Source organism: Microcystis flos-aquae FACHB-1344 (assembly GCF_014698375.1).
Lineage (GTDB): Bacteria > Cyanobacteriota > Cyanobacteriia > Cyanobacteriales > Microcystaceae > Microcystis > Microcystis aeruginosa.
Map to the genome: position 1 here is coordinate 1 of NZ_JACJSW010000031.1, position 20,659 is coordinate 20,659.

A 20,659-nucleotide genomic window follows, 5' to 3' on the forward strand; every position below is an offset into this window, starting at 1 on the left:
CATGGAGATAATCCTTAAGAGTAAAGTTAAAGTCCCTTTCCGCAACACAATCAAGATGTCTTGTCTAACAACGCTTTACCAATAAAGCTGAGAGGGAATCCGAACTAGGGAAGCATTCGGAGGTCTGGGCCAGATTGTGTCTCGATGCGGTAGTCTCTACTTGCGGCGCCTAAATTGGTCTAGGCAAGCCCCGTCGCTTTTAGGGCGGGGTTAGTGACTAGTCTGTTTAAAAGTTCTCGCTGGGGATTCCCAGAAGGATTTTGCCGAGAGGCACTCTGACAAACTGCAATTTCTAATTAACTCTCGCTCAACCTCCCGCTAAACCCTATGTCAAATCGTTCTGCTTGTCAACCCCCTTCGAGAATCGACTCTAGAAATATTACCTCAATATGGCATCGGTAAACTTAATCCCTTTCAAAGAATAAAATTTTCCCAAGCTCTCAGATGAGTCCTGAATGGTTAGCCTATAGTAAAGACAGCCCCCTGAGTTGATAACAAAACCCATGCAGAAATTGGTGGAAGTTTTAGCTGATAAACAAGCTCTGATCGCAAAATCTCTGGCGCTGGTTCTGGAAAAAATCACAACCAGCCTCGACCAACAGGACTATTTTACCATCGCTCTGTCCGGCGGTAGTACCCCGAAACCTCTCTACGAGGCTTTATCCTCTCAACCCCTCGACTGGTCAAAAATTCAAGTTTTCTGGGGAGATGAGCGCTACGTTAGTCCCGATCATCCTGACAGTAATCAACGCATGGCCCGGTTAGCATGGCTCGATCGCATACCGATCCCGGCCGCTAATATTCATCCTATGCCCACGGATGAACCCGATCCCCACCTGGCCGCCCAAAAATACGATGATCATCTCCGCCAATGGTTTGGGGTCAATTCTCCCGATTTTCCCGTTTTTGACCTGATTTTATTGGGAATGGGCGATGATGGTCACACCGCCTCTCTCTTTCCCCACACGGCAGCTTTAACGGTAAGCGATCGCTGTATCACCGTCGGCGAGAAAGACGGCAATCCCCGCTTAACTTTTACCGTTCCCCTGATCAATCAGGCCCGTTGTGTGATCTTTATCGCTGCCGGCGAAAGTAAACGCCCCGCTCTACATGAGATTTTCTCTGCCTATGGTGACTCTTTCTCCTATCCTTCCCGTCTCATCCACCCCCCGGCCGGGGAATTATATTGGTTACTCGATGCGGCCGCTGGTTCCTCTTTTGTCTAGAGAATAGGGGAATAGGGGAATAGGGAAATGGGGAAATTCAACTAAAACCCTAAAACCCCCCGCAACGCGCACGCAGTGACCACCCCAAAACCCCAAAACCCTAACACCCCAAAACCCCAAAACCCTAACACCCCAACACCCTAAAACCCTAACACCCTAACACCCCAAAACCCTAACACCCTAACACCCCAACACCCCAACACCCCAGCACCCCAAAACCCTAACACCCCAACCCCTAATCTGCTTTTTTACTTTTTACTTTTTCCTTAAAAATGATCGTTTGTCCTAATTGCGAACATACTAACCCCGATGAGGCCAGTCAATGCGAGGCCTGTTACACTCCCTTGCCGCGGATGTCTTCCTGTCCTAATTGTGGGGCAACCATCCAAACTGATGCCACCTTTTGCGGTCAGTGTGGCGACAATTTACAGCCTAATTCCGTTCCCATGGTGGCAGCCGAGACCGAATCGGAATCGGAACCTGAACCCGTCCCACCGGTCCCTACACCCACCGTCGCCTCGATCGCACCTCCTCCTGTTGCTCCTCCACCGGTTCGGGCTGCCACCCGCTTACAGACCGAAATAGCTAGTTTGCAGCACCTGCAAACCGATAGCAAAATTGAATTACCCCTACATCTATCGGTAATTCATATCGGCAAACCTAACGATCTCATTCCCCCCGATATCGATGTTTCCGGTTTTCCCGATTCTGATATCGTCTCCCGGGTTCATGCCGATATCCGCGTCGAAGCGGGCATCTATTACCTCGAAGACAGCGGCAGCGCTAACGGAACCTACGTTAATCACACTCCCCTACCCCCCGGCAATCGTCATCGTCTCCGGGCTGGCGATCGCATTTCCCTCGGTAAAGGGGACAAAATGACTTTTATTTTCCAAATGTCCTAAAAGGGGACAGGTGTTAGGGGTTAGGGTTTTCGGGTTTTCGGGTTTTCGGGTTTTCGGGTTTTCGGGTTTTAGTTGAATTCCCCCACTTCCCCATTCCCCCACTTCCCCATTCCCCCACTTCCCCATTTCCCCATTTCCCCACTGAAAATTATGCGTACAAATTGGCGAATCGGCTCTTTATTGGGCATTCCTCTCTATATTGATTCCTCGTGGTTTTTGATTCTGGCTTTTGTCACCTTGATCAATGCCACTGATGCAGAAATTCAGTCTCTGGCCGCCCAGAGTTCTGTTTTAGCGTGGTTACTTGGTTTAATCATGGCTTTATTGCTGTTTATCTCGGTTTTACTCCACGAATTAGGTCATAGTTTAATGGCCCGGTCCCAAGGCATCCAGGTCAATTCCATTACCCTGTTTCTCTTTGGAGGTATGGCCTCGATCAATCGAGAATCTCGGACTCCTCCAGAGGCCCTGCAAGTAGCGATCGCTGGACCCCTCGTCAGTTTTCTCCTGTTTTGTCTCCTATCCCTAGCCAGTCACTTACCCTATTTAAACGCCAATTTAACCTATATATGCGGGCATTTAGCGATAATTAACCTATTTTTGGCTCTATTTAATCTTATCCCCGGTTTACCCCTCGATGGGGGTCAAATTTTCAAAGCAATGGTCTGGCAAGCGACCGGCGATCGCTGGAAGGGTTTACATTGGGCTGCGATCAGTGGTCAATTAATCGGTTGGTTAGGGATTATTTTGGGGATTTTCTTGGTTCTCTTGACGGCAGATGTGGGGGGTGCTTGGTTAGGATTAATGGGCTGGTTTATCCTCAGAAATGCCCGCGCCTACGATAATTTAACTAATTTACAGGAAAGTCTCCTCAATTTCACAGCGGGAGAGGTGATGAGCAGAGATTTGCGGGTTTTAAACGCCCATCAAACCCTACAGGAATTCGCCCAAGAATACGTTTTAGACCGAGCGGCTGCCAATACTGCTTATTTTGCCGCTTCCGAGGGACGTTATCGGGGATTAATTCGGGTGGAAGATTTACAGGCGATCGAGCGGAGTTTATGGTCAGAAAAACAACTGCTTGATATTGCCCATCCCCTCACGGAAATTCCCAGTGTTGAGGAAAAAACCCCCTTAGTGACAGTGGTGCAGAAATTGGAAACCATCCAGGACCCGATGATCACGGTGTTAACACCAGCCTCCGCCGTAGCGGGAGTGATCGATCGCGGCGATATCCTCAAGGCAATTGCGATTAAATACCAAATTCCCCTAGAGGAAACGGATATTGAACGCGCTCGCGAGGGAGTTTACCCCAGTTATTTGCCCTTAAATGTTATTGCTGCCGCTCTCGACAAGAGTGAACCGCCAAAAATCGGCGAACCGTCCTTAATGTCCTGACGTAGAGAGGATGGAAGATAATAATCTTGAATCTGGCTAATCCGAAAATTTCCTCGCTGGTTAACCTGCCACAATTTCCCCGTTTCCACATCTAAACAACTTAACCAGCCTTGGCCGTAGGCCCAAGTATCGATACAAATGGCATGGCCGAGATTAACTGGTTTCCCGCTTTTTTGGCTGGTATGGCCGCAAATCATGGTTTTTCCCGAACTATGGGCGGCGGGATATTGAAATTTCTCCCAAAAGAGTTTGTATTCTGGTTGTCTGGCTAGGGGTAGATGGGGATCGAGACTAGCGTGAACAAATAAATGATTGGCAGTTTCGTAGCTATTTATACAGACTTTTCCTAAAAAATCCCAGTGAGATTCAGGAATTTTAATTAGGTGGCCTTCACTATAGGATTTGAGGGTGGCTTTACCGCCTTTTTCTAACCAGAGACGCTGTTTGAGGGGGTTATTACGGGCTTGCAGCATGATAATCTCGTGATTACCTTTGAGGGGAATCAAATTTCCCTGTTTATGTAGGGAAATCAGGCGATCGATCACCCCTTTCGAGTCTCTGCCCTTATTAACGTAATCACCGAGGGTGATTAAAGTATCTTGCGGTTTGGGGTTGACGATCTCTAGTAAGTGATCTAGAGCTTTCGAGCAACCATGAATATCGCCGATCGCTAAGGTTCGCATGAGGATTTGGTAGGGGATTAGGGCATAGGTACAGGTAAAAGTATTAAAAAAATCTGCTCACGACAAACAGCGATTATCGGTGATCTTGCTTAGGGTAACAAAAAGGCTTACAGTAAAATGTACCATAAATTATCAAATCTACTAAATTAATTAAGCTGTGCCGAAAGTTGTTATTGCAGGTAACTGGAAAATGCACAAAACCCAGAGAGAAGCTTTGGAGTTTTTGCAAGATTTTAAATCCCATCTAGAGGAAACCCCCGACGACCGAGAAGTAGTTCTTTGCGCGCCTTTCACAGCTTTAGCTGTCCTCTCTAAAACCCTCCACGGCGGTCGTATTCGCTTGGGGGCGCAAAATGTCCACTGGGAAAAATCGGGGGCTTATACGGGCGAAATCTCGGCGGATATGTTAACCGAAATTGGGGTTCACTATGTGGTTATCGGTCACAGTGAACGCCGGCAATATTTCGGCGAAACTGATGAAACCGTCAATTTAAGGGTCATATCTGCCCAAAAACAAGGTTTAATCCCGATTATCTGTGTGGGAGAAAGTAAGGCCCAAAGAGATGCTGGAGAAACGGAAAAGGTAATTATCAAGCAAATTCAAGGGGGTTTAGTCAATGTTGACCAAAAAAACCTCGTTATCGCCTACGAACCCATCTGGGCGATTGGGACGGGGGAAACCTGCGAAAGCGAGGAAGCTAACCGCGTTATCGGTTTGATTCGGCAACAATTAGACAATCCCGAAGTAACCATTCAGTACGGTGGTTCGGTAAAACCGGATAATATCGATGAAATTATGGCTCAATCGCAGATAAACGGGGCTTTAGTCGGTGGGGCGAGTCTAGACCCCGCCGTATTCGCTAGGATTGTTAATTATCGCTAATTGATGCTGCTGCCATGACGCGATTTTCCAAAACCCCGATGCCTTCTATTTCCACCCGAACCTTATCCCCCACCTGCATCGGTCCGATTCCTTCGGGAGTTCCCGTTAAAATCACATCCCCCGGCAGCAGGGTCATCACTTGAGAGATATAAGCCACCAAGACATCGGGAGGAAAGACCATATCGCTGAGATAACTGCTTTGTTTGGGTTCGCTGCCATCATTGAGAAAAGTGGTTAATTGCGCCCCGATACTCAATTCCCGGACAATCCAGGGGCCGAGGGGACAAAAACTGTCAAATCCTTTCGCCCGCGTCCATTGGCTATCTTTTTTCTGTAAATCCCTAGCGGTGACATCGTTAGCAATGGTATAACCCCAGATTTTACTTCTGGCCTGGGCTGTGGTGCAGTTTTTGGCGGTTTCTCCCATAATTAATGCCAATTCTCCCTCATAATCCACTCTTTCCGATTGGGGCGGATAAAAAATAGTTTCACCATCGGCGATAATTGTCGTCGGTGGCTTGAGAAATAAAAGCGGTTCTTCCGGTACAGGTGTTCCCATCTCGGCGGCGTGGGCGCGGTAATTTTTGCCCACGGCAATAATTTTCGACGGGAAACAGGGGGCTAATAGTTGGTAGCTATCGGGTTCTAATTCTAGCTTGGTTAGTTGCCCTCCTTGCCAGGGAGGGGCATCAAAGACGGCAACGCTACGGTTTAGCTGTAACAGTCCGTAGAAGATTTGTCCTTGACGATGTTTCACTCGTACATAGCGTTGCGCCATATTTTTCTGGGAATGACTAGCGATCGACTCTCGGATAGTAGTATGATCATATATCCTTGCTTCTTTATTAAAAGCTAGAGAGTTATGAAAATCAATTAACCTCCGGTCTTGACAAAGAAGCCTTCTAGTCCATAAGGATTCTGAGATGAGCAATAACTACGAAACTCTTTACATTCTCCGGCCCGATTTAGGGGAAGAAGTCGTTCAGCAACAAGTGGAACGTTATCGGACTCTGATTAGCGAACACAGCGCCACAGACATTCAAGTGAAGGTGTGGGGTAAAAAACGTCTGGCCTATCCCATCAAAAAACTCAATGATGGTGTCTATGTGCAGATGAATTATCAGGCCAGCGGCAAACAAGTCGCCCCCATGGAACGGGCCATGCGTTTAAGTGATGAGGTTATTCGTTATTTAACCCTAAAACTCGATCGCGTGGTGGCCCCCCCTGCGGATTTATCTCCCTTAACGGAAATTCCCCCCTCTCCTATCACCGAAGCGGTGGTGGAAGATGACGGTATCTCCGCTGAAGATTAATTATAGTCACAACTGTGTCGGGTCAATGCCCAATTCCCGTAATCGGGCAAAAGCGCGGTCGCGTTCTTGTTGTGCTTGGTCGCGTTCCTCAAAGAGGGTTTCAGGGTCTTTAAATCGTTCCCCATTGGGATAAAAGACCTCTAAACCCTCTTCAAACATCTCAAACCGAATCCCTAGGATTGGGGAAGTCCAGGGAAAATTCAAGGCCGTTACTGGGAAAAAATCCTCTTGCTGATTGGCCCGCACCAATCCCCAGAAATCATGGGAGTCTGGGTCATAGAAAAACATTTCTAATACCCCATGCTCCCGATAGAAAGACTGCTTTTTGAGCATTTCCCTGGCACTATTGCTCGGAGAGAGGATTTCAAACACTACTTGGGGGGCAATATTGTCTTCTTCCCATTGTTTATAGCTGCCGCGCTCACCAGGTGGACGGCCGAAAACTACCATGGCATCGGGAGCTTGACAGGGAGCAGGTGGTACAGTTACCTGCTGGGGATACCAGAGCAAATCCCCAGCGACAAAGACGGTTTGCTCTTTAAATAAATACTTGAGATTGGCAACCAAGCGAACAATCCAGCGATATTGAACTGTGTTGTCGGCCATAGGTTTACCGTCGGAGTCAGGATAGAAAAGTTGGGGTTCGATGGGTGCTTGAACCATGCTTTATCTCTTGCGATCGCATTTTGGCCTAACTTTATTGTATCATCGCAAATCCTGGGTTTAAAACCCCGTCCTTTTAGGACGACTTTGTCTTAGACCTCTGGCCAAAGTTGTATAAGTAACTTAGAGTATTGTTAAGATTTGATAAATTTAACGGCAAGAGCTTGACATCTACAGACAAAAATGCTACTGTAGCGACCGCAACGCCATTTTTTAGGAGGCATTTAGTTATGGCATTAGCAAAACTGATTGATTGTCGGGGGGGGGTAAGAATAGCTTATCAAAAATAGCTATCGCTTCCTCTGCCATTGCTTTTAGCACTCTAGCAATATCACCAGTTCAAGCTGCTCAGCTAATTATTCCCAACACAACTGTTTTAGGGACTAATGTTTTTTCCGGGCCAACTTTCACGGTTTCTCAAAACTTTCTCCCGTCAGACACCTTAAGTGTTAATGTGTCTGGAACAGTAGATATCGCTTCTGGACGATTTACTGCTAATGCCGCAGGTGTTATTGTCTCACCCCAAACAACAAATACGGGAAATAGTCCAGGACAAACTGCCGCCGGTCCTGGAGGTCAACCATATGGTTCTCTACTCATTGGTAATAACACACTGGGATTTTTTCCTCTATTCTCAGCTACTCCCGCTAATGGTTTAGGTAATGCCAATCCACCAACAAATTTATCATTGTCTGGTGTGCCTTTATCCAGTATCTTTACAAATGTAGGCTTTACGGGTATTGCTAATGGCACTGTTCTTCAGTTTCGTATCAACGATATTAATTCTTTTGATAATAGCGGTCAATTTGTCATTACCTCAACCCCTGAACCTAGCACAATTTTAGGCTTAGGTGTATTGGGATTTGGCGCTTTCTGCCAGCGCAAACTATCTCAAGGGAAGAAGTCAAAACAGGACAATTGAGTTGAGAACTTTGGGATTTATCCCCCCTTAATCTTCCCTGAATAAGGGGGATATCTGACAGTTTTTAACACCTACCTACTTATAGAAAAATAGGGGTTGGGTTGAGCAATAGCAAGGCCCAACCTGCTATTTTATAATTGTCAAAGGTAGGTCTTTTTCTTTTCTAACTTCTCAACATAAGTCAATGGCCTCTTTGATATTTTGTAGAGCTTCTTTTTGAGTCTCACGAAGTCGTTCAGCAACAAGTCGCCCCATGGAACGGGCCATGGGTTTAAGTGATGAGGTTATTCGTTATTTAACCCTAAAACTCGATCGCGTGGTGGCCCCCCTGCCGATTTATCTCCCTTAACGGAAATTCCCCCTCTCCTATCACCGAAGCGGTGGTGGAAGATGACGGTATCTCCGCGGAAGATTAATTATAGTCACAACTGTGTCGGGTCAATGCCCAATTCCCGTAATCGGGCAAAAGCGCGATCGCGCTCTTGTTGTGCTTGGTCGCGTTCTTGTTGTGCTTGGTTGCGTTCTTGTTGTGCTTGGTTGCGCTCTTGTTGTGCTTGGTTGCGTTCCTCAAAGAGGGTTTCAGGGTCTTTAAATCGTTCCCCATTGGGATAAAAGACCTCTAAACCCTCTTCAAACATCTCAAACCGAATCCCTAGGATTGGGGAAGTCCAGGGAAAATTCAAGGCCGTTACTGGGAAAAAATCCTCTTGCTGATTGGCCCGCACCAATCCCCAGAAATCATGGGAGTCTGGGTCATAGAAAAACATTTCTAATACCCCATGCTCCCGATAGAAAGACTGCTTTTTGAGCATTTCCCTGGCACTATTGCTCGGAGAGAGGATTTCAAACACTACTTGGGGGGCAATATTGTCTTCTTCCCATTGTTTATAGCTGCCGCGCTCACCAGGTGGACGGCCGAAAACTACCATGGCATCGGGAGCTTGACAGGGAGCAGGTGGTACAGTTACCTGCTGGGGATACCAGAGCAAATCTCCAGCGACAAAGACGGTTTGCTCTTTAAATAAATACTTGAGATTGGCAACCAAGCGAACAATCCAGCGATATTGAACTGTGTTGTCGGCCATAGGTTTACCGTCGGAGTCAGGATAGAAAAGTTGGGGTTCGATGGGTGCTTGAACCATGCTTTATCTCTTGCGATCGCATTTTTGCCTAGCTTTATTGTATCATCGCAAATCCTGGGTTTAAAACCCCATCCTAAAAGGACGGCTTGGCCTTGTACTAAATCCGTTGAGTATGGGCTACATATCAGGAGAGGCACTCATGCAAAAGGCAAAAGTCAAAGGGGAGAATAAATAATCATTTAATAACAGGATTTAGTATTATATCTAAATTTTTAATAAAGTCGAGGTTGAAAATTATCGGGAATATCCAATTCAAATACTTGGTCATGAATCCGAGCCACATAAAACCCTTCTTGCAGAATTTTTTCCCGTAATTCTGATGATAAATGAACCGCCGCTAATATGCCATAGAGTTTTTTATCTTTGTGTTCAGGGAAAAAGTTGCGAAACCGTTGCAAAATACTTTTTAATTGTGAAATAGACTCCTCTCTAGCATGACTTTTAACCTCGACGATATAAGCAGTATTTAGCTGACCATTGGTATAGGCAAGGACATCAATTTCTAGGTGTTGTCCTTCTTTACTGACTCGCACACTGGGACTAACAACTTCCATACCAAAGCGTTGTCTGAGAATCGTTTCCATTGAGGGAAGGGCAAGTCCTTCGGTAAAGCTGCCGAATTTGGCACCGAGTCCCCCAATTTGCTGACCTAATTCTTTGAGTTGTTTGTCAGTTTTCTTCTGTTGTTGCGCGTTTTCCTTCTGTTGCTGACTAACTTCCTTCAATAGTAGGTCAGTCTCCTTCAGTTGTTTGTCGGTTTCTTTTTGAGCAGTCGCTAATTCGGCTAAGAGTCGCCATACGTCTTCGGATGTAGTTGCCATAGCTAATTTTTTCTCTCTGATTTAGTCTATTGCTATTTTACTGAATTTTGCCGATTCATGAAGAAGATAGTGCTTTTGCCTTTGAGTAAGAGAGCGATAAGTAGGGCGTGTTAAGCTGTCGCTAACATACCTTTATTTTTATAAGTAACTTAGAGTATTGTTAAGATTTGATAAATTTATTAGAGTATTTTCAAGATTTGATAAATTTAACGGCAAGACTTTCAAATCTACAGAATTAAACATTATAGATCAGGCAGAACCACATTTTTTAAGAGGCATTTAGTTATGACATTAGCAAAACTTATGCAATACTCCATCGGGGGGGGGTAATACTTATCAGTCTGGCAGCAGCAGGCATAGCGCAAGCATTTAATCTACTCCAAAATGGCAGCTTTGAAAATACTGCTGGGAGTTTTGTAGATAATGGGCTAGGATGGATGTCTTTGGACCCAGGCTCTAATGTGATTCCGGGGTGGAAAACCACCACTGCCGAGTTGTTATGGGGTCAAAATGTCAATATAGATAACATTACTACTCCCTTTGGCTCTTTCTTGCTCGATTTCACTGGCTATCACAATTCTTTTCCCTATGGAGGTGTGACTCAAACTATTAACACTACGGTGGGTCAGCAATATACCCTATCTCTCTCTTTGGGAACGTATCAATCTAATCCTGTATATATAGGGCCAGTCTCAGTTGAGGCGACTGCTGGTTCCTCTAACCAAACATTCACTTTCAATCCATCAGGCTCTGGTAGTCGGTGGAGTAGCTTCAGCTTCGATTTCACTGCGACGAGTACATCCACTCCTATCTCCATCGTGGGAACTTTTAGTGGAGGCTGCTGTCACATTGGGCTAGATAATGTATCTGTAGAAGCAAAAACCACACAAACTGTTCCTGAACCTAGCACAATTTTAGGCTTAGGTTTATTGGGATTTGGCGCTTTCTGCCAGCGCAAACTATCTCAAGAAAAGAGGTCAAAACAGGACAATTGAGTTGAGAAATTTGGGATTTATTTCAACAATTGATCCCCCCTTAATTCCCCCTTAATAAGCTATCCATTAGTCACATCTTTCTTAACATAAAATTTGACAAAAAGAGAAAAGTGTGCAAGATGGCTCAAGGGGGTTCTATGGGGGAACTAATTTGATCAGATAGTTTCCAAGTCTGGCTGATATCATGTAACCTTCGCAGTCCCAACCAAATAGTTTTAATACTAAATCCGTTGAGCATAGGCTACGGATTTAGTATGACTTTCTTTTTCTTGAGTTTCTCTTTTTTTTCTTTGCTTGGCAATCCCTAAATTCTTTTCTTCTCTTGCCCAGACCTATTGATTAATCAGTCCTAAAGGTATTCCTTGCGCTGACACTCCTAATGTGGTATGAACTTTGAGACCAAAGGATGTTTTACAATCTAGATAACCCATTCCCTTGTTGGCTTTTTGGGTCGTAAAGTCTAAACTGGTTGTGTCTTGCACTGCCAAAACTATTGGATGTTCTTTGATTCTTTCTACTGTACTTTTGGCTTGGGCGGCAATTATATCTGAGGGGTGAAAATAGGGGGAATTCCAAAAGTCGTAGGTGGCACTGGCGGCGGCTAGATTTCCCGAGGCTTGTGGCACACTTGTACTAGGTTGGCTGGCCAAGTTTTCTACGATACTGATTAACCTTTTCTTTCTTCTGGTGTCCCCTAGGTCTGCATACTGTAATTCTTGGGCTGCCCATTTCTCCATTTTTTTGCTTACCTCCACCTTAATTCCTTCTTTCAAAACTATACCTATCAATCGTTTCCCCTTTTTTTAAGTTTCTTCTCTTTTTGTTAAGAAAGATCTGACTAATGGATAGGGTATAAACGGGGGCTGTTCCAGTATTAAGTGGGTGGGTGGAATTAAATATAAGATGAACGTAGGTTGGGTTGAAGCATGAAACCCAACGCCCGCATGGGTTACGCTACCGCTAACCCATCCTACAAATAATTGTGCCTCCCTACTTAGCAGGATATCAGGTAAGTCGGGATTAGCAATTCTCGCCCCACCAGCGATCGCTGTTGCCAAAGAATAGGGCGTAATTGCCCGAATTTTTAGCCCACAGAGACGAGGTATTTTTTGAGCATTCATGGCGAGATTTGTCAAATTATTTAAGAAATGTGAAGGAGCGCAAAGGAAAATTAAAAGAAGGGAAGATATAGATGTTGGGGAGAATACTAAGTGCTAATCTAAGGTTATCCCATCTATTCCGAGGTTAACCGTCGAACAGGAGAAACAATCACCGGATTCCCTTGCTGGCGGCAAAAATCAGTTTCTTTAAATGAAAGTTAACAGAACTTCGCATTTCTGTTAAGAGAAGGTTTAAAGAAACTTGTTAGAATAGAGGTAGATAAATCCAGTTGCAAATAGGCGCTCGACCCGATGAATTTTCCGCGCGATCCGACAAAAAAAAGAGAACGAGAACACCGACAATATCTAGACTGTGACCTCTAATTGACTTTCAATCAACAGCGTGATCGAGCAGTTTTTTTGAGGATTAAATTCCTGGCATCAACATCCCTTAAAAATAGTTGATGTGGGCAGTCCATAGCAAAATTTTTAGATGGAGTAGTGAGTATGAAGCTATTGATTCAGGGCAATAATATCGCTGTCACCGAACCTATTCATGATTATGTGGAACAAAAGCTGGAGAAAGCGGTGAAACATTTTAACGGCATAACCACAAAGGTCGATGTTCACCTCTCCGTGGAAAAGAATGCACGCATTCCCGATCGCCACAAAGCGGAGGTAACGGTTTATGCTAATGGAACAGTGATTCGCGCTCAAGAAGGAAGCGAAAATTTGTACGCGAGTATTGATTTAGTTTCTGATAAAATCGCTCGTCAACTCCGCAAGTATAAAGAAAGATTGGTGGATCATCGCACCAACGCCCCCGTTAAAACTAGCGAGGTGGTGCAAGAGAAACCCTTAGATGATAGCCTAATTGGTGATCGCACTCCCGAATTACCTGCGGAAGTAGTGCGGATGAAATACTTTGCCATGCCACCGATGACTATTGAGGAAGCGCTAACACAATTGCAATTAGTCGATCACGATTTCTATATGTTCTGCAACAAAGACACGAACGAAATCAATGTTATCTATCAACGCAATCACGGCGGTTTTGGTGTTATTCAGCCCCGTCCCGTTAACGTAAATGGCAAAGAATCCAATTAACAGTTAGCGACCACAAATAAAACTAAAGACTGGAGAAATTCTCCAGTCTTTTTCTCATCTAACCAAGATTAACTTTAACCACTTTATTTTTTTCTGCCGCCGCTTTCGGGAGGGTGAGATAAAGAATACCGTCTTGATAGTTAGCGGCAACTTGGCTATTTTGCACCTCTACTGGCAGGGTAATCAAGCGACTAAATTTACCATAATAAAATTCGCTGTTTTCTACCTCGGCAGGGCATTCACGTTGCCCGTTAATAGCCACCATTTGCTTGCTAACCTCCACATCGATATCTTTAATATCCACACCGGGTAATTCGATTTTTAATTCCACGGAATCCTCATTAACAGAGATTTCCACCGGGGGACGAGATACCAAGGAAGTTGTCGGTAATACTTCTTGAAAAAGTTGATCGATTTGACGTTGAACAGAATTAATTTCTAGGAAGGGAGAATAAAGAGTGAAAGCCATAGTAATAATTTCCTTGAGAGGTTTTCTCTGACTGCGATTACCTCTATCTTAAGCAACTAACTTGACTTCCACAAGGCGGTTTTCAGGAAATAAAAAGTCGCAATAACCGATACAGTTATCAGTTATCAGTTATCAGTTATCAGTTATCAGTGGCAAGTGGGAAGTTGTGGGGTGTGGGGTGTGGGGTGTGGGGTGTGGGGTGTGGGGTGCAAAAAAACTGACGGCTGACGGCTAAAATAACTGTTATAACCATTGTTGTAATTCCGGCCAACCCAAACCCTGACGCACGATATCCGGTTGATCGCCAGTAAAATCAACAATTGTTGACACTTCCGAACCGGGAGCCGAACCATCTTCGATAATTAAATCAACGATATGATCGAGGGCATCGAATAGCCTAGCGGTTTCTAATCCCTTGGTGGGAAAATCCCCCTCCTGATCGGGAAGATGGGCAGAACTAGAGATAATGGGATTTTCTAGGGTTTCGAGAATAGTGCGACAGATAACGTGATCGGGAACCCGGATACCGGTGGTTTTCCGCTTCGGATTCATCACCACTTTCGGCACTAATTTAGTCGCCGGTAAGAGAAAAGTGTAAGGACCGGGTATGACTCGTCGCATAATCTTATAGGCATGATCGCTGACCACTGCGTACTCAGAAATATTCGACAAAGAAGAACAGAGAAACGTCAAGGGTTTATCATTAGATAGTTGCTTGATTTGGCGAACTCGTTCGACGGCGGATTTCACATTGAGATCGCAACCGATCGCATAGACGGTATCGGTAGGATAAAGCATAATTGCCCCATTTTTCAGGGCATGACAGATTTCTTGGATAGAACGTTGTTGGGGATTTTCCGGATGGAGAGAGTAAATAGTAGCCATGATAGCAAAATCGTCGCCTATTGGGATTGTCCCACGGGAATCGCCGGGGATATGTGTTTAGGGGCATTAGTAGATTTAGGAGTCCCCCTAGAATACCTGATTGCACAACTACAAACTTTAGGAATCGAGGATGAATATCAGTTAAGGGCCGAAAAAGTGCATCGTCGCGGTCAAATTGCCACTAAGGTTCACGTCGATGTCACTGCCGAGAAGTCAGATCATCATCACCACCATCACCATCATACCCCCGCTCGTCATTTACCGGAGATTGAAAATTTAATTAAACAGGCAAATTTACCCCAGAAAGTCCAAGAATGGAGTTTAGCGGTTTTTCAACAACTTGCGATCGCAGAAGGATCAGTTCACGGGATCGCACCGGAAAAGGTGCATTTTCACGAAGTCGGAGCAACCGATGCCATTATCGATATCGTCGGGACTTGTTTGGGTTTGGATTGGCTATCGGTGAGTGAATTATACTGTTCTTCTCTACCCACCGGCGGCGGTACAGTTCAGGCCGCCCATGGTCGTTTACCGGTTCCCGTGCCAGCAGTAGTACAATTGTTTAGTCAGGGACAAGTACCAATTTATAGTAATGGCATCGAAGCGGAGTTAGTAACACCCACGGGGGCAGCTATTGTGACAACTTTAGCTAAAAGTTTCGGTAAACCGCCGAAAATGCAGTTAGAAAAGGTCGGTTTAGGGGCAGGTACAAAAGATTTACCGATTCCCAATCTTGTCCGGCTTTGGTTAGGGAAAAAAACACCAGAAAAGCTAGATGAAAGGGAAACCGTGGCAGTTTTAGAAACTCAAATTGATGACTTAAATCCGCAAGCGATCGCCTACTTAAGCGAGGCTTTATTACAAGCAGGGGCTTTAGATGTATTTAGTCAAGCAATTACTATGAAAAAATCTCGTTTAGGGATACTCTTGACAGTAATTTGTGGCTTGGATAAAATTGCTATTTGTGAAAATATGATCTTTCAGGAAACCACAACTTTAGGCATTAGAAGGACGATTCAAGAGCGATCGATCTTAAAAAGAGAGATACAATCGATCGATACTGTCTATGGTAAAATTCGGCTAAAAGTTGCCTACAAAGAGTCAATTAATCAACCGATTACCGTACAACCAGAATACGAAGATTGTGCCGCTATTGCCCGTCAGCATCATCTACCTTGGCGATTTGTTCATCAAATGGCCTTAGCTATTTGGCAAGAAAAAAATCAGTCTTAACAGCCGGGCGATTTTCTCCTAAAACTGCTAAGTAATAGGACAAAATTAACTTCTTGGTTAGGATAGGCAAAAGGCAAAAGGTAGTTAGATATGTGTAATTAATTTTGCTTAGGTACTTATATCCATTGTTCAAAAGCTATTTTCAGGAAGATAATCCCAATTTAAAACCTGTTCTTGGCTAAAAGGACAATCAACTGGAAAAGTTTCTTTTGGTAAATTAGTTTCATTTACCGTCCCTCGCACTGCTTTTTGATAACATTCTGCGAAAATATCGGCTAAATAGGGTTTTAAGCTGGGACTATCCCTAAAAATAAGCTCTAATTGTTCTCTTTGCTCATCAATGGTATTTATCCAGCTATTAGTCCGTTTTTCTGGTTGATATTGCCATTTAAGTAAGTGCATCAAGAGAACTTTTAAACGGCCGAATACCTCCCGTCTATTATTACGTCCCATATCGGATATTTCTTCGATTAAGTTATCTAAATCAAGGGCCTGTAAATTGCCCTTTTTTAAGTGATTTACGGTTTGCTCAAGCCACAAATTAAAATCAGTTGCATAAAGCTGAGATAATTGATTTTTCATGTCGATGTGGGATTTTTAAAGGGAAACTCTCCGCCAAAATTGGTCGTTACTTGCGATTTTATCACTCAATCTTGGCTCTTGGGGGGTTTAACCCACCCTCCCCCGCACATTAGCTTTTCGGTGGGACGCTTACACGCGGTTGTCATACATTTATAACAGTTTAAGAGTGACTGATAATTGCTGATTGTCGGTATTTCTGCCAAGGTGAGATGCACCCGAAAAAATAAATCTGATTTGTGAATAAAAACTGAATATTTTAACATTAGAAAACTAAACCTGTTATAATCGGGGCAAAAATAAATGCTTGTAATCCTAATGAGAACATGGTCAATAGTATTTTAATGATTCCTGTTCATTTGGATGCTCTCTATCTGAAAAGAGAGCGCCTAGTTATAGAGGCGATGGCAGATTTGAGCATAATTCCTTATTTTAATCAAAAAAGAGACGTAAATCCGAATATTGCTCATATCAGCGAGGAGATTGTTTCCCAACCCTTTCAAAACCAAAATCTCTACCTGAAAGCGGGAATCCATTTACATTGGGCGTTACCCGATGCTTTAACAAAAGGGATTCAAGATAGCGATAAAAAGACAGTTTTCCCATCAGTTCCTAATCGCTGGTTAGTAACACGCACTCTTAACGGCAAAAAACGTCAATGGGTAGTGGAGAGTGATTATCTTTATCGGGAAGGAGAAGGGGAGCAGTTAGGTAGTATTGCTTATCCCATTGAGATAAAGAATGGTAATCATCAACCATTTCGCTATTTAGGTCGCAAACTGCCTATAGAAGCTTGGTTAGAAAATGATCCCAAGGCTGAATACTTAGCCTTATTAACGGCCGTAGGTTATGGTGAACCGACTTTTGCGGCTTTTTATCCCAATTGTCACAGCGTTTTTGGATTTTATGATGATTATTCTCCTCAACCTACTGATAGTTTACAGTATGATGTGATTGGGTGGTATAGTGACTTAGAAAAGGATTATTTCAATCAGTTTATTCAGTTAAAATTAAAAGATAAATTGAGTACACAGGAATTAATCAAAGCGATACAAGAGAAATTCAAGTGGGACATTCCCGTTAAAAGCAATGAACAAATACCTCAAAGAATGCTCTGCTATGCCCGCTTAAAGTTTGCTTCTTCAACCAATACAGAGAGAGAAATTTCGGTAGAAGTGGCTGTAGGAAATACGGGAACGGAGGCATTATCTGCTTATTTAGGTCAAAAAATTGACAACAATTCTCAATCTATTATTGAAGATCAATTAGAAGCTTTAACCCTATCTTCTAGTCTAGAACATCGGCAGTTGGATCTAACAGCTAAGTTTGAGGAAGCACGCCATGAAAAAGGGTTTAATGCGGTCTCATCTGGCACAATATGGACAATTACTTTAGGAAGCACAAACGCTACAACAGCAAATGCTGAAGATGCTCAAGCTCAGAGCGAAGTTACTTTACCCGATAATATAGCTCCTAAACTGAATCAGCTTAATCTCTCTCAACAGAAATATGACTGCACTTTCGATGAAATTGAGTCAATGCGTCGGCAACTCTTTTCTGATTGGTATAAGTATATGTTAAGTGCTTATCCCCCCCAAGGTAGCACCGCTCAGTATCCTGATATTGATGAAGTTAAATATTATATTCAGGAGAAGGGAATTAAACCTTTAAAGGCAAAACTGAATGATCTAGAGAATTATAAAAAGTTATTGAATGAATCTTTAACTCAATTACAACAGGCGATCACTCAAGCAAATATTACCCAGTGTAACTTAAAAGTTAGTGATATTTTAGATTGGGAAAAATTGATTAATCAGTTAGAACAGGGAACAACAGAGCCAATTAAAAGAATTAAGCAGTTAATCCCCGATTTGTCCAGTAAAATTGCAGGGAAAAACCAAGGAGAAATTATAGCTGCCTTAAATTTAATTTTGACTAGAAGAGATTTTTACCAAGAAAATGTATTCAAGACGATTCCTCAAGGATTATTACCGAACAAACCCGATTTAATTAATTGTACTGAAGAAGAATTAGTCAGTTTTAATCGTCAGCTTTTGGAAGTTTCTTTCCCTCAACTAATTTTAAAAGCTCCACCACCTTACACCCTGAAACCTATTGCCAGTTCCCGTTATTGGCAACCAACAGAACCGGTTATCTTGATGGCGGGGGAAGGGGTAAAACCCACCATTCGCCATGGACAAGATGGAAGATTGAGGGATGATGGACTGTTAGAATGTGAGATTTTACAACAGGAAGAGGACATTTTTCTCAATGGATTTTCGTCTATTCTCGTTAAAATTGATAAGATAGAAAACAATAAAAAAGGGGAACATATTGGCTTTAACACTTGGGAAGAACAACCTTGGCATCCGTTTTTACTAGAGTGGGAGGTACAAGTTTTTCCCCTCCAAAATGGCTGTAATCATGGCATCTATAATCATCAATATGATGCTGAGTTTATTACGGGTAATTATACCTTGAAAGAAAACGAGCCAGAGCTTTCTTTACAGTACGGAAAGGGGGCTGTTCTTAAAGCTGCTAATGTTTATAGTGGTCGGAGTATTTTAACACCCCATGCCGGAATTAAGCTTAAGGAAAAAATAGAAGTTTATTTAAAGAAACAGTTACCTGATGAGGCTAAAGAATATTACGAACCAAAACTGTCTGAACAAGAAGAAGCTTACCAAAAAAGAATCCAAGATTGGTATAAGGACAAACCAAATTCTTTGACCAACTTAGACCAACAAGAAAAGATTCAAGCCATTCAAGCTTGGTATGAGCAAAAACCCTGTTATGATCCTAGTAATCCTAATTTAATTTTCACTAATCTACTCTCGGATCAAAAAGCTAAAGACCCCATTTATACTGCCATTAGAGCTTATCAAAATCTTTTAAGCCTAAATTGTCTATCTCAAGCTTTAGGAGGGTTTAACGAGGCTTTATTGATGCACAAACAGACCTTACAGTTACCTATTGCTGATCCTTTAGGATTTAATGATTATCAGGCTTTTACAGATGAAATAAAAGAAATGGTACAACAAAGTATCCGTAGTGCGCCAGAACCTTTAAATGATTTTAACCCAATTCGCTCAGGGGTAATGAAGATTTTGCGGTTACGGTTGGTGGATACTTTTGGACAGGTGAAGGATTTAGATATTAGAAATATTATCACTCCTGAACAGATGACGACTCCAGGCAGTCCCTATCTGATATCTTTACCCCCTCGTTTGGTACAACCGGCGCGCATTAATTTCCGTTGGTTATCTGCAATTGAAGGGGAACAGGAAATGAATAGTCATCCAGCTACTACTCCTATTTGTGGCTGGATATTGCCTAATAATTTAGATAATAGTCTCGCTATCTATGATAATCAGGGTAAGGCTTTGGGTTCGATTAATCAATTAGCAAAATGGGAAGCTGCGCCGGGGGAAAATACGGTTATCCCCTTTGATAAAATTGATGATCATTTACAAAAAGTGATTAACTATATTATTAAGCAGGGGGCAGAATTTTTGTCTAATTTTATTTCGGCTTTAGATAGTGGTTTAGAAAACATTGATCCCGAAAATTCAGCGCAAAATCAAGGTTTAGTACTGTTAATGGGACGACCTATTGCCCTAGTCAGAGCTTCTTTAAACTTGGAATTAGAGGGACTTCCTGCCATTAACCAAGATTGGGGGGTATTTTGGCAAGATTTAAGACGCAATTTCCGAGAAACGGATGGCTTTGAAAAGGTCAAGTTTCCAATTCGTTTAGGGGAATATCAACAGTTAAATGATGGTTTATTAGGTTATTGGTTGGAAGGGGATGATGGAAGTCTCAAGGATATATTTTATGCCCCTCAAAGTGATTTAGAGGGAATTAATCATCCTGCTATTAAATTTCATAATGCTAATAATCCTTGGCACATTGATCTTAATGTAAAAGATCCTCCTACCCTGTTAACCATGCTTATAGATCCCAGAGGAAAAGTTCATGCAACTACAGGAATTTTACCGACGAAATCGATTGATATTCCCCCGGATCAATATCAACAAGCGTTAGAGAAAATAGAAATTACTTTCTTCTCTGCTCCTATCTTGACAGATTATGGTAAAATTAATTTAGTTTTACCTGATGAAGTTGGTTATCAGTGGTCATGGTTGGAGAAAGAAAAGGAACAATGGTCAACTGCCGATAAAATAGGTCAAACTAATGTTAATGCTATCTTCTCTGGCAAGCAAGAAATTCGAGAGGGATGGTTAAAATTAAGCACCAAAAAAGAGCCACCCAACCCTAATAGTCCTAATCCCTAAGTTTATTCAAAATTCACCCGTTAATTTTTTAAATCAAGGA

18 protein-coding genes and 3 pseudogenes are annotated in these 20,659 nt (G+C 43.0%); 11 read left to right on the top strand and 10 right to left on the bottom strand.

Annotated elements, in window-relative coordinates:
- Positions 1–503: 503 nt before the first annotated feature.
- From pgl to H6G48_RS01845, 3 genes are all read left to right on the top strand, one after another.
- Positions 504–1,226: a 6-phosphogluconolactonase gene (gene pgl / locus H6G48_RS01835; protein WP_190718507.1), complete on the top strand. Its 723-nt coding sequence runs from the start codon at positions 504–506 to the stop codon at positions 1,224–1,226.
- 272 nt (positions 1,227–1,498) lie between these two features.
- Positions 1,499–2,131: an FHA domain-containing protein gene (locus tag H6G48_RS01840; RefSeq protein ID WP_190718509.1), complete on the top strand. Its 633-nt coding sequence runs from the start codon at positions 1,499–1,501 to the stop codon at positions 2,129–2,131.
- Between the two features lie 150 nt (positions 2,132–2,281).
- Entirely contained in the window at positions 2,282–3,529 is a 1,248-nt protein-coding gene (locus H6G48_RS01845) for a site-2 protease family protein (RefSeq protein ID WP_190718511.1), read from the top strand.
- Here H6G48_RS01845 and H6G48_RS01850 read toward each other — a convergent pair.
- Positions 3,448–4,212: a metallophosphoesterase family protein gene (locus tag H6G48_RS01850; RefSeq protein WP_147070243.1), complete on the bottom strand. Its 765-nt coding sequence runs from the start codon at positions 4,210–4,212 to the stop codon at positions 3,448–3,450. The two genes, H6G48_RS01845 and H6G48_RS01850, sit on opposite strands and share 82 nt — an antisense overlap.
- A 157-nt stretch (positions 4,213–4,369) precedes the next feature.
- Between H6G48_RS01850 and tpiA the strand changes: the two genes are divergently transcribed.
- Entirely contained in the window at positions 4,370–5,095 is a 726-nt protein-coding gene (gene tpiA, locus H6G48_RS01855) for a triose-phosphate isomerase (RefSeq protein ID WP_002801963.1), read from the top strand.
- Here tpiA and H6G48_RS01860 read toward each other — a convergent pair.
- Positions 5,082–5,873 (bottom strand): fumarylacetoacetate hydrolase family protein, encoded by a 792-nt coding sequence (locus H6G48_RS01860; protein WP_190718545.1) that lies wholly within the window; start codon positions 5,871–5,873, stop codon positions 5,082–5,084. The two genes, tpiA and H6G48_RS01860, sit on opposite strands and share 14 nt — an antisense overlap.
- Before the next feature lie 145 nt (positions 5,874–6,018).
- Here H6G48_RS01860 and rpsF point away from each other — a divergent pair, with 145 nt between their 5' ends.
- Positions 6,019–6,408, top strand: a complete 390-nt coding sequence (gene rpsF / locus H6G48_RS01865; protein ID WP_002769143.1) for a 30S ribosomal protein S6 — start codon at positions 6,019–6,021, stop codon at positions 6,406–6,408.
- A 6-nt stretch (positions 6,409–6,414) separates the two neighbouring features.
- On the opposite strand, the gene H6G48_RS01870 is transcribed toward rpsF, so the two are convergent.
- On the bottom strand, positions 6,415–7,071 hold the full coding sequence (locus H6G48_RS01870) for a Uma2 family endonuclease (protein WP_190718513.1): 657 nt from the start codon (positions 7,069–7,071) through the stop codon (positions 6,415–6,417).
- Positions 7,072–7,525: 454 nt separating this feature from the next.
- Here H6G48_RS01870 and H6G48_RS27055 point away from each other — a divergent pair, with 454 nt between their 5' ends.
- Entirely contained in the window at positions 7,526–7,993 is a 468-nt protein-coding gene (locus H6G48_RS27055; protein WP_341275474.1) for a PEP-CTERM sorting domain-containing protein, read from the top strand.
- A 250-nt stretch (positions 7,994–8,243) separates the two neighbouring features.
- Positions 8,244–8,409: pseudogene (locus H6G48_RS27060) on the top strand (30S ribosomal protein S6); the annotation flags it as partial.
- 6 nt (positions 8,410–8,415) lie between these two features.
- Here the strand turns inward: H6G48_RS27060 and H6G48_RS01885 are convergent.
- Positions 8,416–9,135 (bottom strand): Uma2 family endonuclease, encoded by a 720-nt coding sequence (locus H6G48_RS01885; protein ID WP_190718517.1) that lies wholly within the window; start codon positions 9,133–9,135, stop codon positions 8,416–8,418.
- 212 nt (positions 9,136–9,347) lie between these two features.
- Positions 9,348–9,956 (bottom strand): DUF3782 domain-containing protein, encoded by a 609-nt coding sequence (locus H6G48_RS01890; RefSeq protein WP_190718519.1) that lies wholly within the window; start codon positions 9,954–9,956, stop codon positions 9,348–9,350.
- 356 nt (positions 9,957–10,312) lie between these two features.
- On the opposite strand from H6G48_RS01890, the gene H6G48_RS25930 reads away from it, so the two are divergent.
- A complete protein-coding gene (locus H6G48_RS25930; RefSeq protein WP_341275475.1) occupies positions 10,313–10,951 on the top strand; it encodes a PEP-CTERM sorting domain-containing protein in 639 nt (212 codons plus the stop codon).
- A gap of 257 nt (positions 10,952–11,208) precedes the next feature.
- On the opposite strand, the pseudogene H6G48_RS01900 reads toward H6G48_RS25930, so the two are convergent.
- Positions 11,209–11,688, bottom strand: a pseudogene (locus H6G48_RS01900) (IS4/Tn5 family transposase DNA-binding protein); the annotation flags it as partial.
- A 249-nt stretch (positions 11,689–11,937) separates the two neighbouring features.
- Positions 11,938–12,072, bottom strand: a pseudogene (locus tag H6G48_RS27065) (lipoyl(octanoyl) transferase LipB); the annotation flags it as partial.
- Between the two features lie 486 nt (positions 12,073–12,558).
- On the opposite strand from H6G48_RS27065, the gene hpf reads away from it, so the two are divergent.
- Positions 12,559–13,158 carry a ribosome hibernation-promoting factor, HPF/YfiA family gene (gene hpf / locus H6G48_RS01910; RefSeq protein ID WP_061432672.1) on the top strand — a complete coding sequence of 200 codons (600 nt, stop codon included), beginning with the start codon at positions 12,559–12,561 and terminating at the stop codon, positions 13,156–13,158.
- A gap of 58 nt (positions 13,159–13,216) precedes the next feature.
- On the opposite strand, the gene H6G48_RS01915 is transcribed toward hpf, so the two are convergent.
- Both H6G48_RS01915 and H6G48_RS01920 read right to left on the bottom strand, forming a co-directional pair.
- Positions 13,217–13,627: an Hsp20/alpha crystallin family protein gene (locus H6G48_RS01915; RefSeq protein ID WP_190718522.1), complete on the bottom strand. Its 411-nt coding sequence runs from the start codon at positions 13,625–13,627 to the stop codon at positions 13,217–13,219.
- A 243-nt stretch (positions 13,628–13,870) separates the two neighbouring features.
- Entirely contained in the window at positions 13,871–14,512 is a 642-nt protein-coding gene (locus H6G48_RS01920; protein ID WP_190718528.1) for an L-threonylcarbamoyladenylate synthase, read from the bottom strand.
- On the opposite strand from H6G48_RS01920, the gene larC reads away from it, so the two are divergent.
- On the top strand, positions 14,489–15,745 hold the full coding sequence (larC, locus tag H6G48_RS01925) for a nickel pincer cofactor biosynthesis protein LarC (RefSeq protein ID WP_190718530.1): 1,257 nt from the start codon (positions 14,489–14,491) through the stop codon (positions 15,743–15,745). The two genes, H6G48_RS01920 and larC, sit on opposite strands and share 24 nt — an antisense overlap.
- 129 nt (positions 15,746–15,874) lie before the next feature.
- On the opposite strand, the gene H6G48_RS01930 is transcribed toward larC, so the two are convergent.
- A complete protein-coding gene (locus H6G48_RS01930) occupies positions 15,875–16,327 on the bottom strand; it encodes a DUF29 domain-containing protein (protein ID WP_190718531.1) in 453 nt (150 codons plus the stop codon).
- Between the two features lie 323 nt (positions 16,328–16,650).
- Here H6G48_RS01930 and H6G48_RS01935 point away from each other — a divergent pair, with 323 nt between their 5' ends.
- Entirely contained in the window at positions 16,651–20,619 is a 3,969-nt protein-coding gene (locus tag H6G48_RS01935) for a hypothetical protein (protein ID WP_190718533.1), read from the top strand.
- The last annotated feature ends 40 nt before the right edge of the window (positions 20,620–20,659 follow it).

Bases quoted from the DNA above. Each gene is read 5' to 3' on its own strand.
- H6G48_RS01870 (WP_190718513.1), bottom strand. From the start codon at position 7,071: ATGGTTCAAGCACCCATCGAACCCCAACTTTTCTATCCTGACTCCGAC.
- H6G48_RS01930 (WP_190718531.1), bottom strand. From the start codon at position 16,327: ATGAAAAATCAATTATCTCAGCTTTATGCAACTGATTTTAATTTGTGG.
- rpsF (WP_002769143.1), top strand. From the start codon at position 6,019: ATGAGCAATAACTACGAAACTCTTTACATTCTCCGGCCCGATTTAGGG.
- H6G48_RS01840 (WP_190718509.1), top strand. From the start codon at position 1,499: ATGATCGTTTGTCCTAATTGCGAACATACTAACCCCGATGAGGCCAGT.
- H6G48_RS01935 (WP_190718533.1), top strand. From the start codon at position 16,651: ATGGTCAATAGTATTTTAATGATTCCTGTTCATTTGGATGCTCTCTAT.
- H6G48_RS01860 (WP_190718545.1), bottom strand. From the start codon at position 5,873: ATGGCGCAACGCTATGTACGAGTGAAACATCGTCAAGGACAAATCTTC.
- H6G48_RS01920 (WP_190718528.1), bottom strand. From the start codon at position 14,512: ATGGCTACTATTTACTCTCTCCATCCGGAAAATCCCCAACAACGTTCT.
- pgl (WP_190718507.1), top strand. From the start codon at position 504: ATGCAGAAATTGGTGGAAGTTTTAGCTGATAAACAAGCTCTGATCGCA.
- H6G48_RS01915 (WP_190718522.1), bottom strand. From the start codon at position 13,627: ATGGCTTTCACTCTTTATTCTCCCTTCCTAGAAATTAATTCTGTTCAA.
- H6G48_RS01885 (WP_190718517.1), bottom strand. From the start codon at position 9,135: ATGGTTCAAGCACCCATCGAACCCCAACTTTTCTATCCTGACTCCGAC.
- H6G48_RS01850 (WP_147070243.1), bottom strand. From the start codon at position 4,212: ATGCGAACCTTAGCGATCGGCGATATTCATGGTTGCTCGAAAGCTCTA.
- larC (WP_190718530.1), top strand. From the start codon at position 14,489: ATGGAGAGAGTAAATAGTAGCCATGATAGCAAAATCGTCGCCTATTGG.
- hpf (WP_061432672.1), top strand. From the start codon at position 12,559: ATGAAGCTATTGATTCAGGGCAATAATATCGCTGTCACCGAACCTATT.
- H6G48_RS01890 (WP_190718519.1), bottom strand. From the start codon at position 9,956: ATGGCAACTACATCCGAAGACGTATGGCGACTCTTAGCCGAATTAGCG.
- H6G48_RS01845 (WP_190718511.1), top strand. From the start codon at position 2,282: ATGCGTACAAATTGGCGAATCGGCTCTTTATTGGGCATTCCTCTCTAT.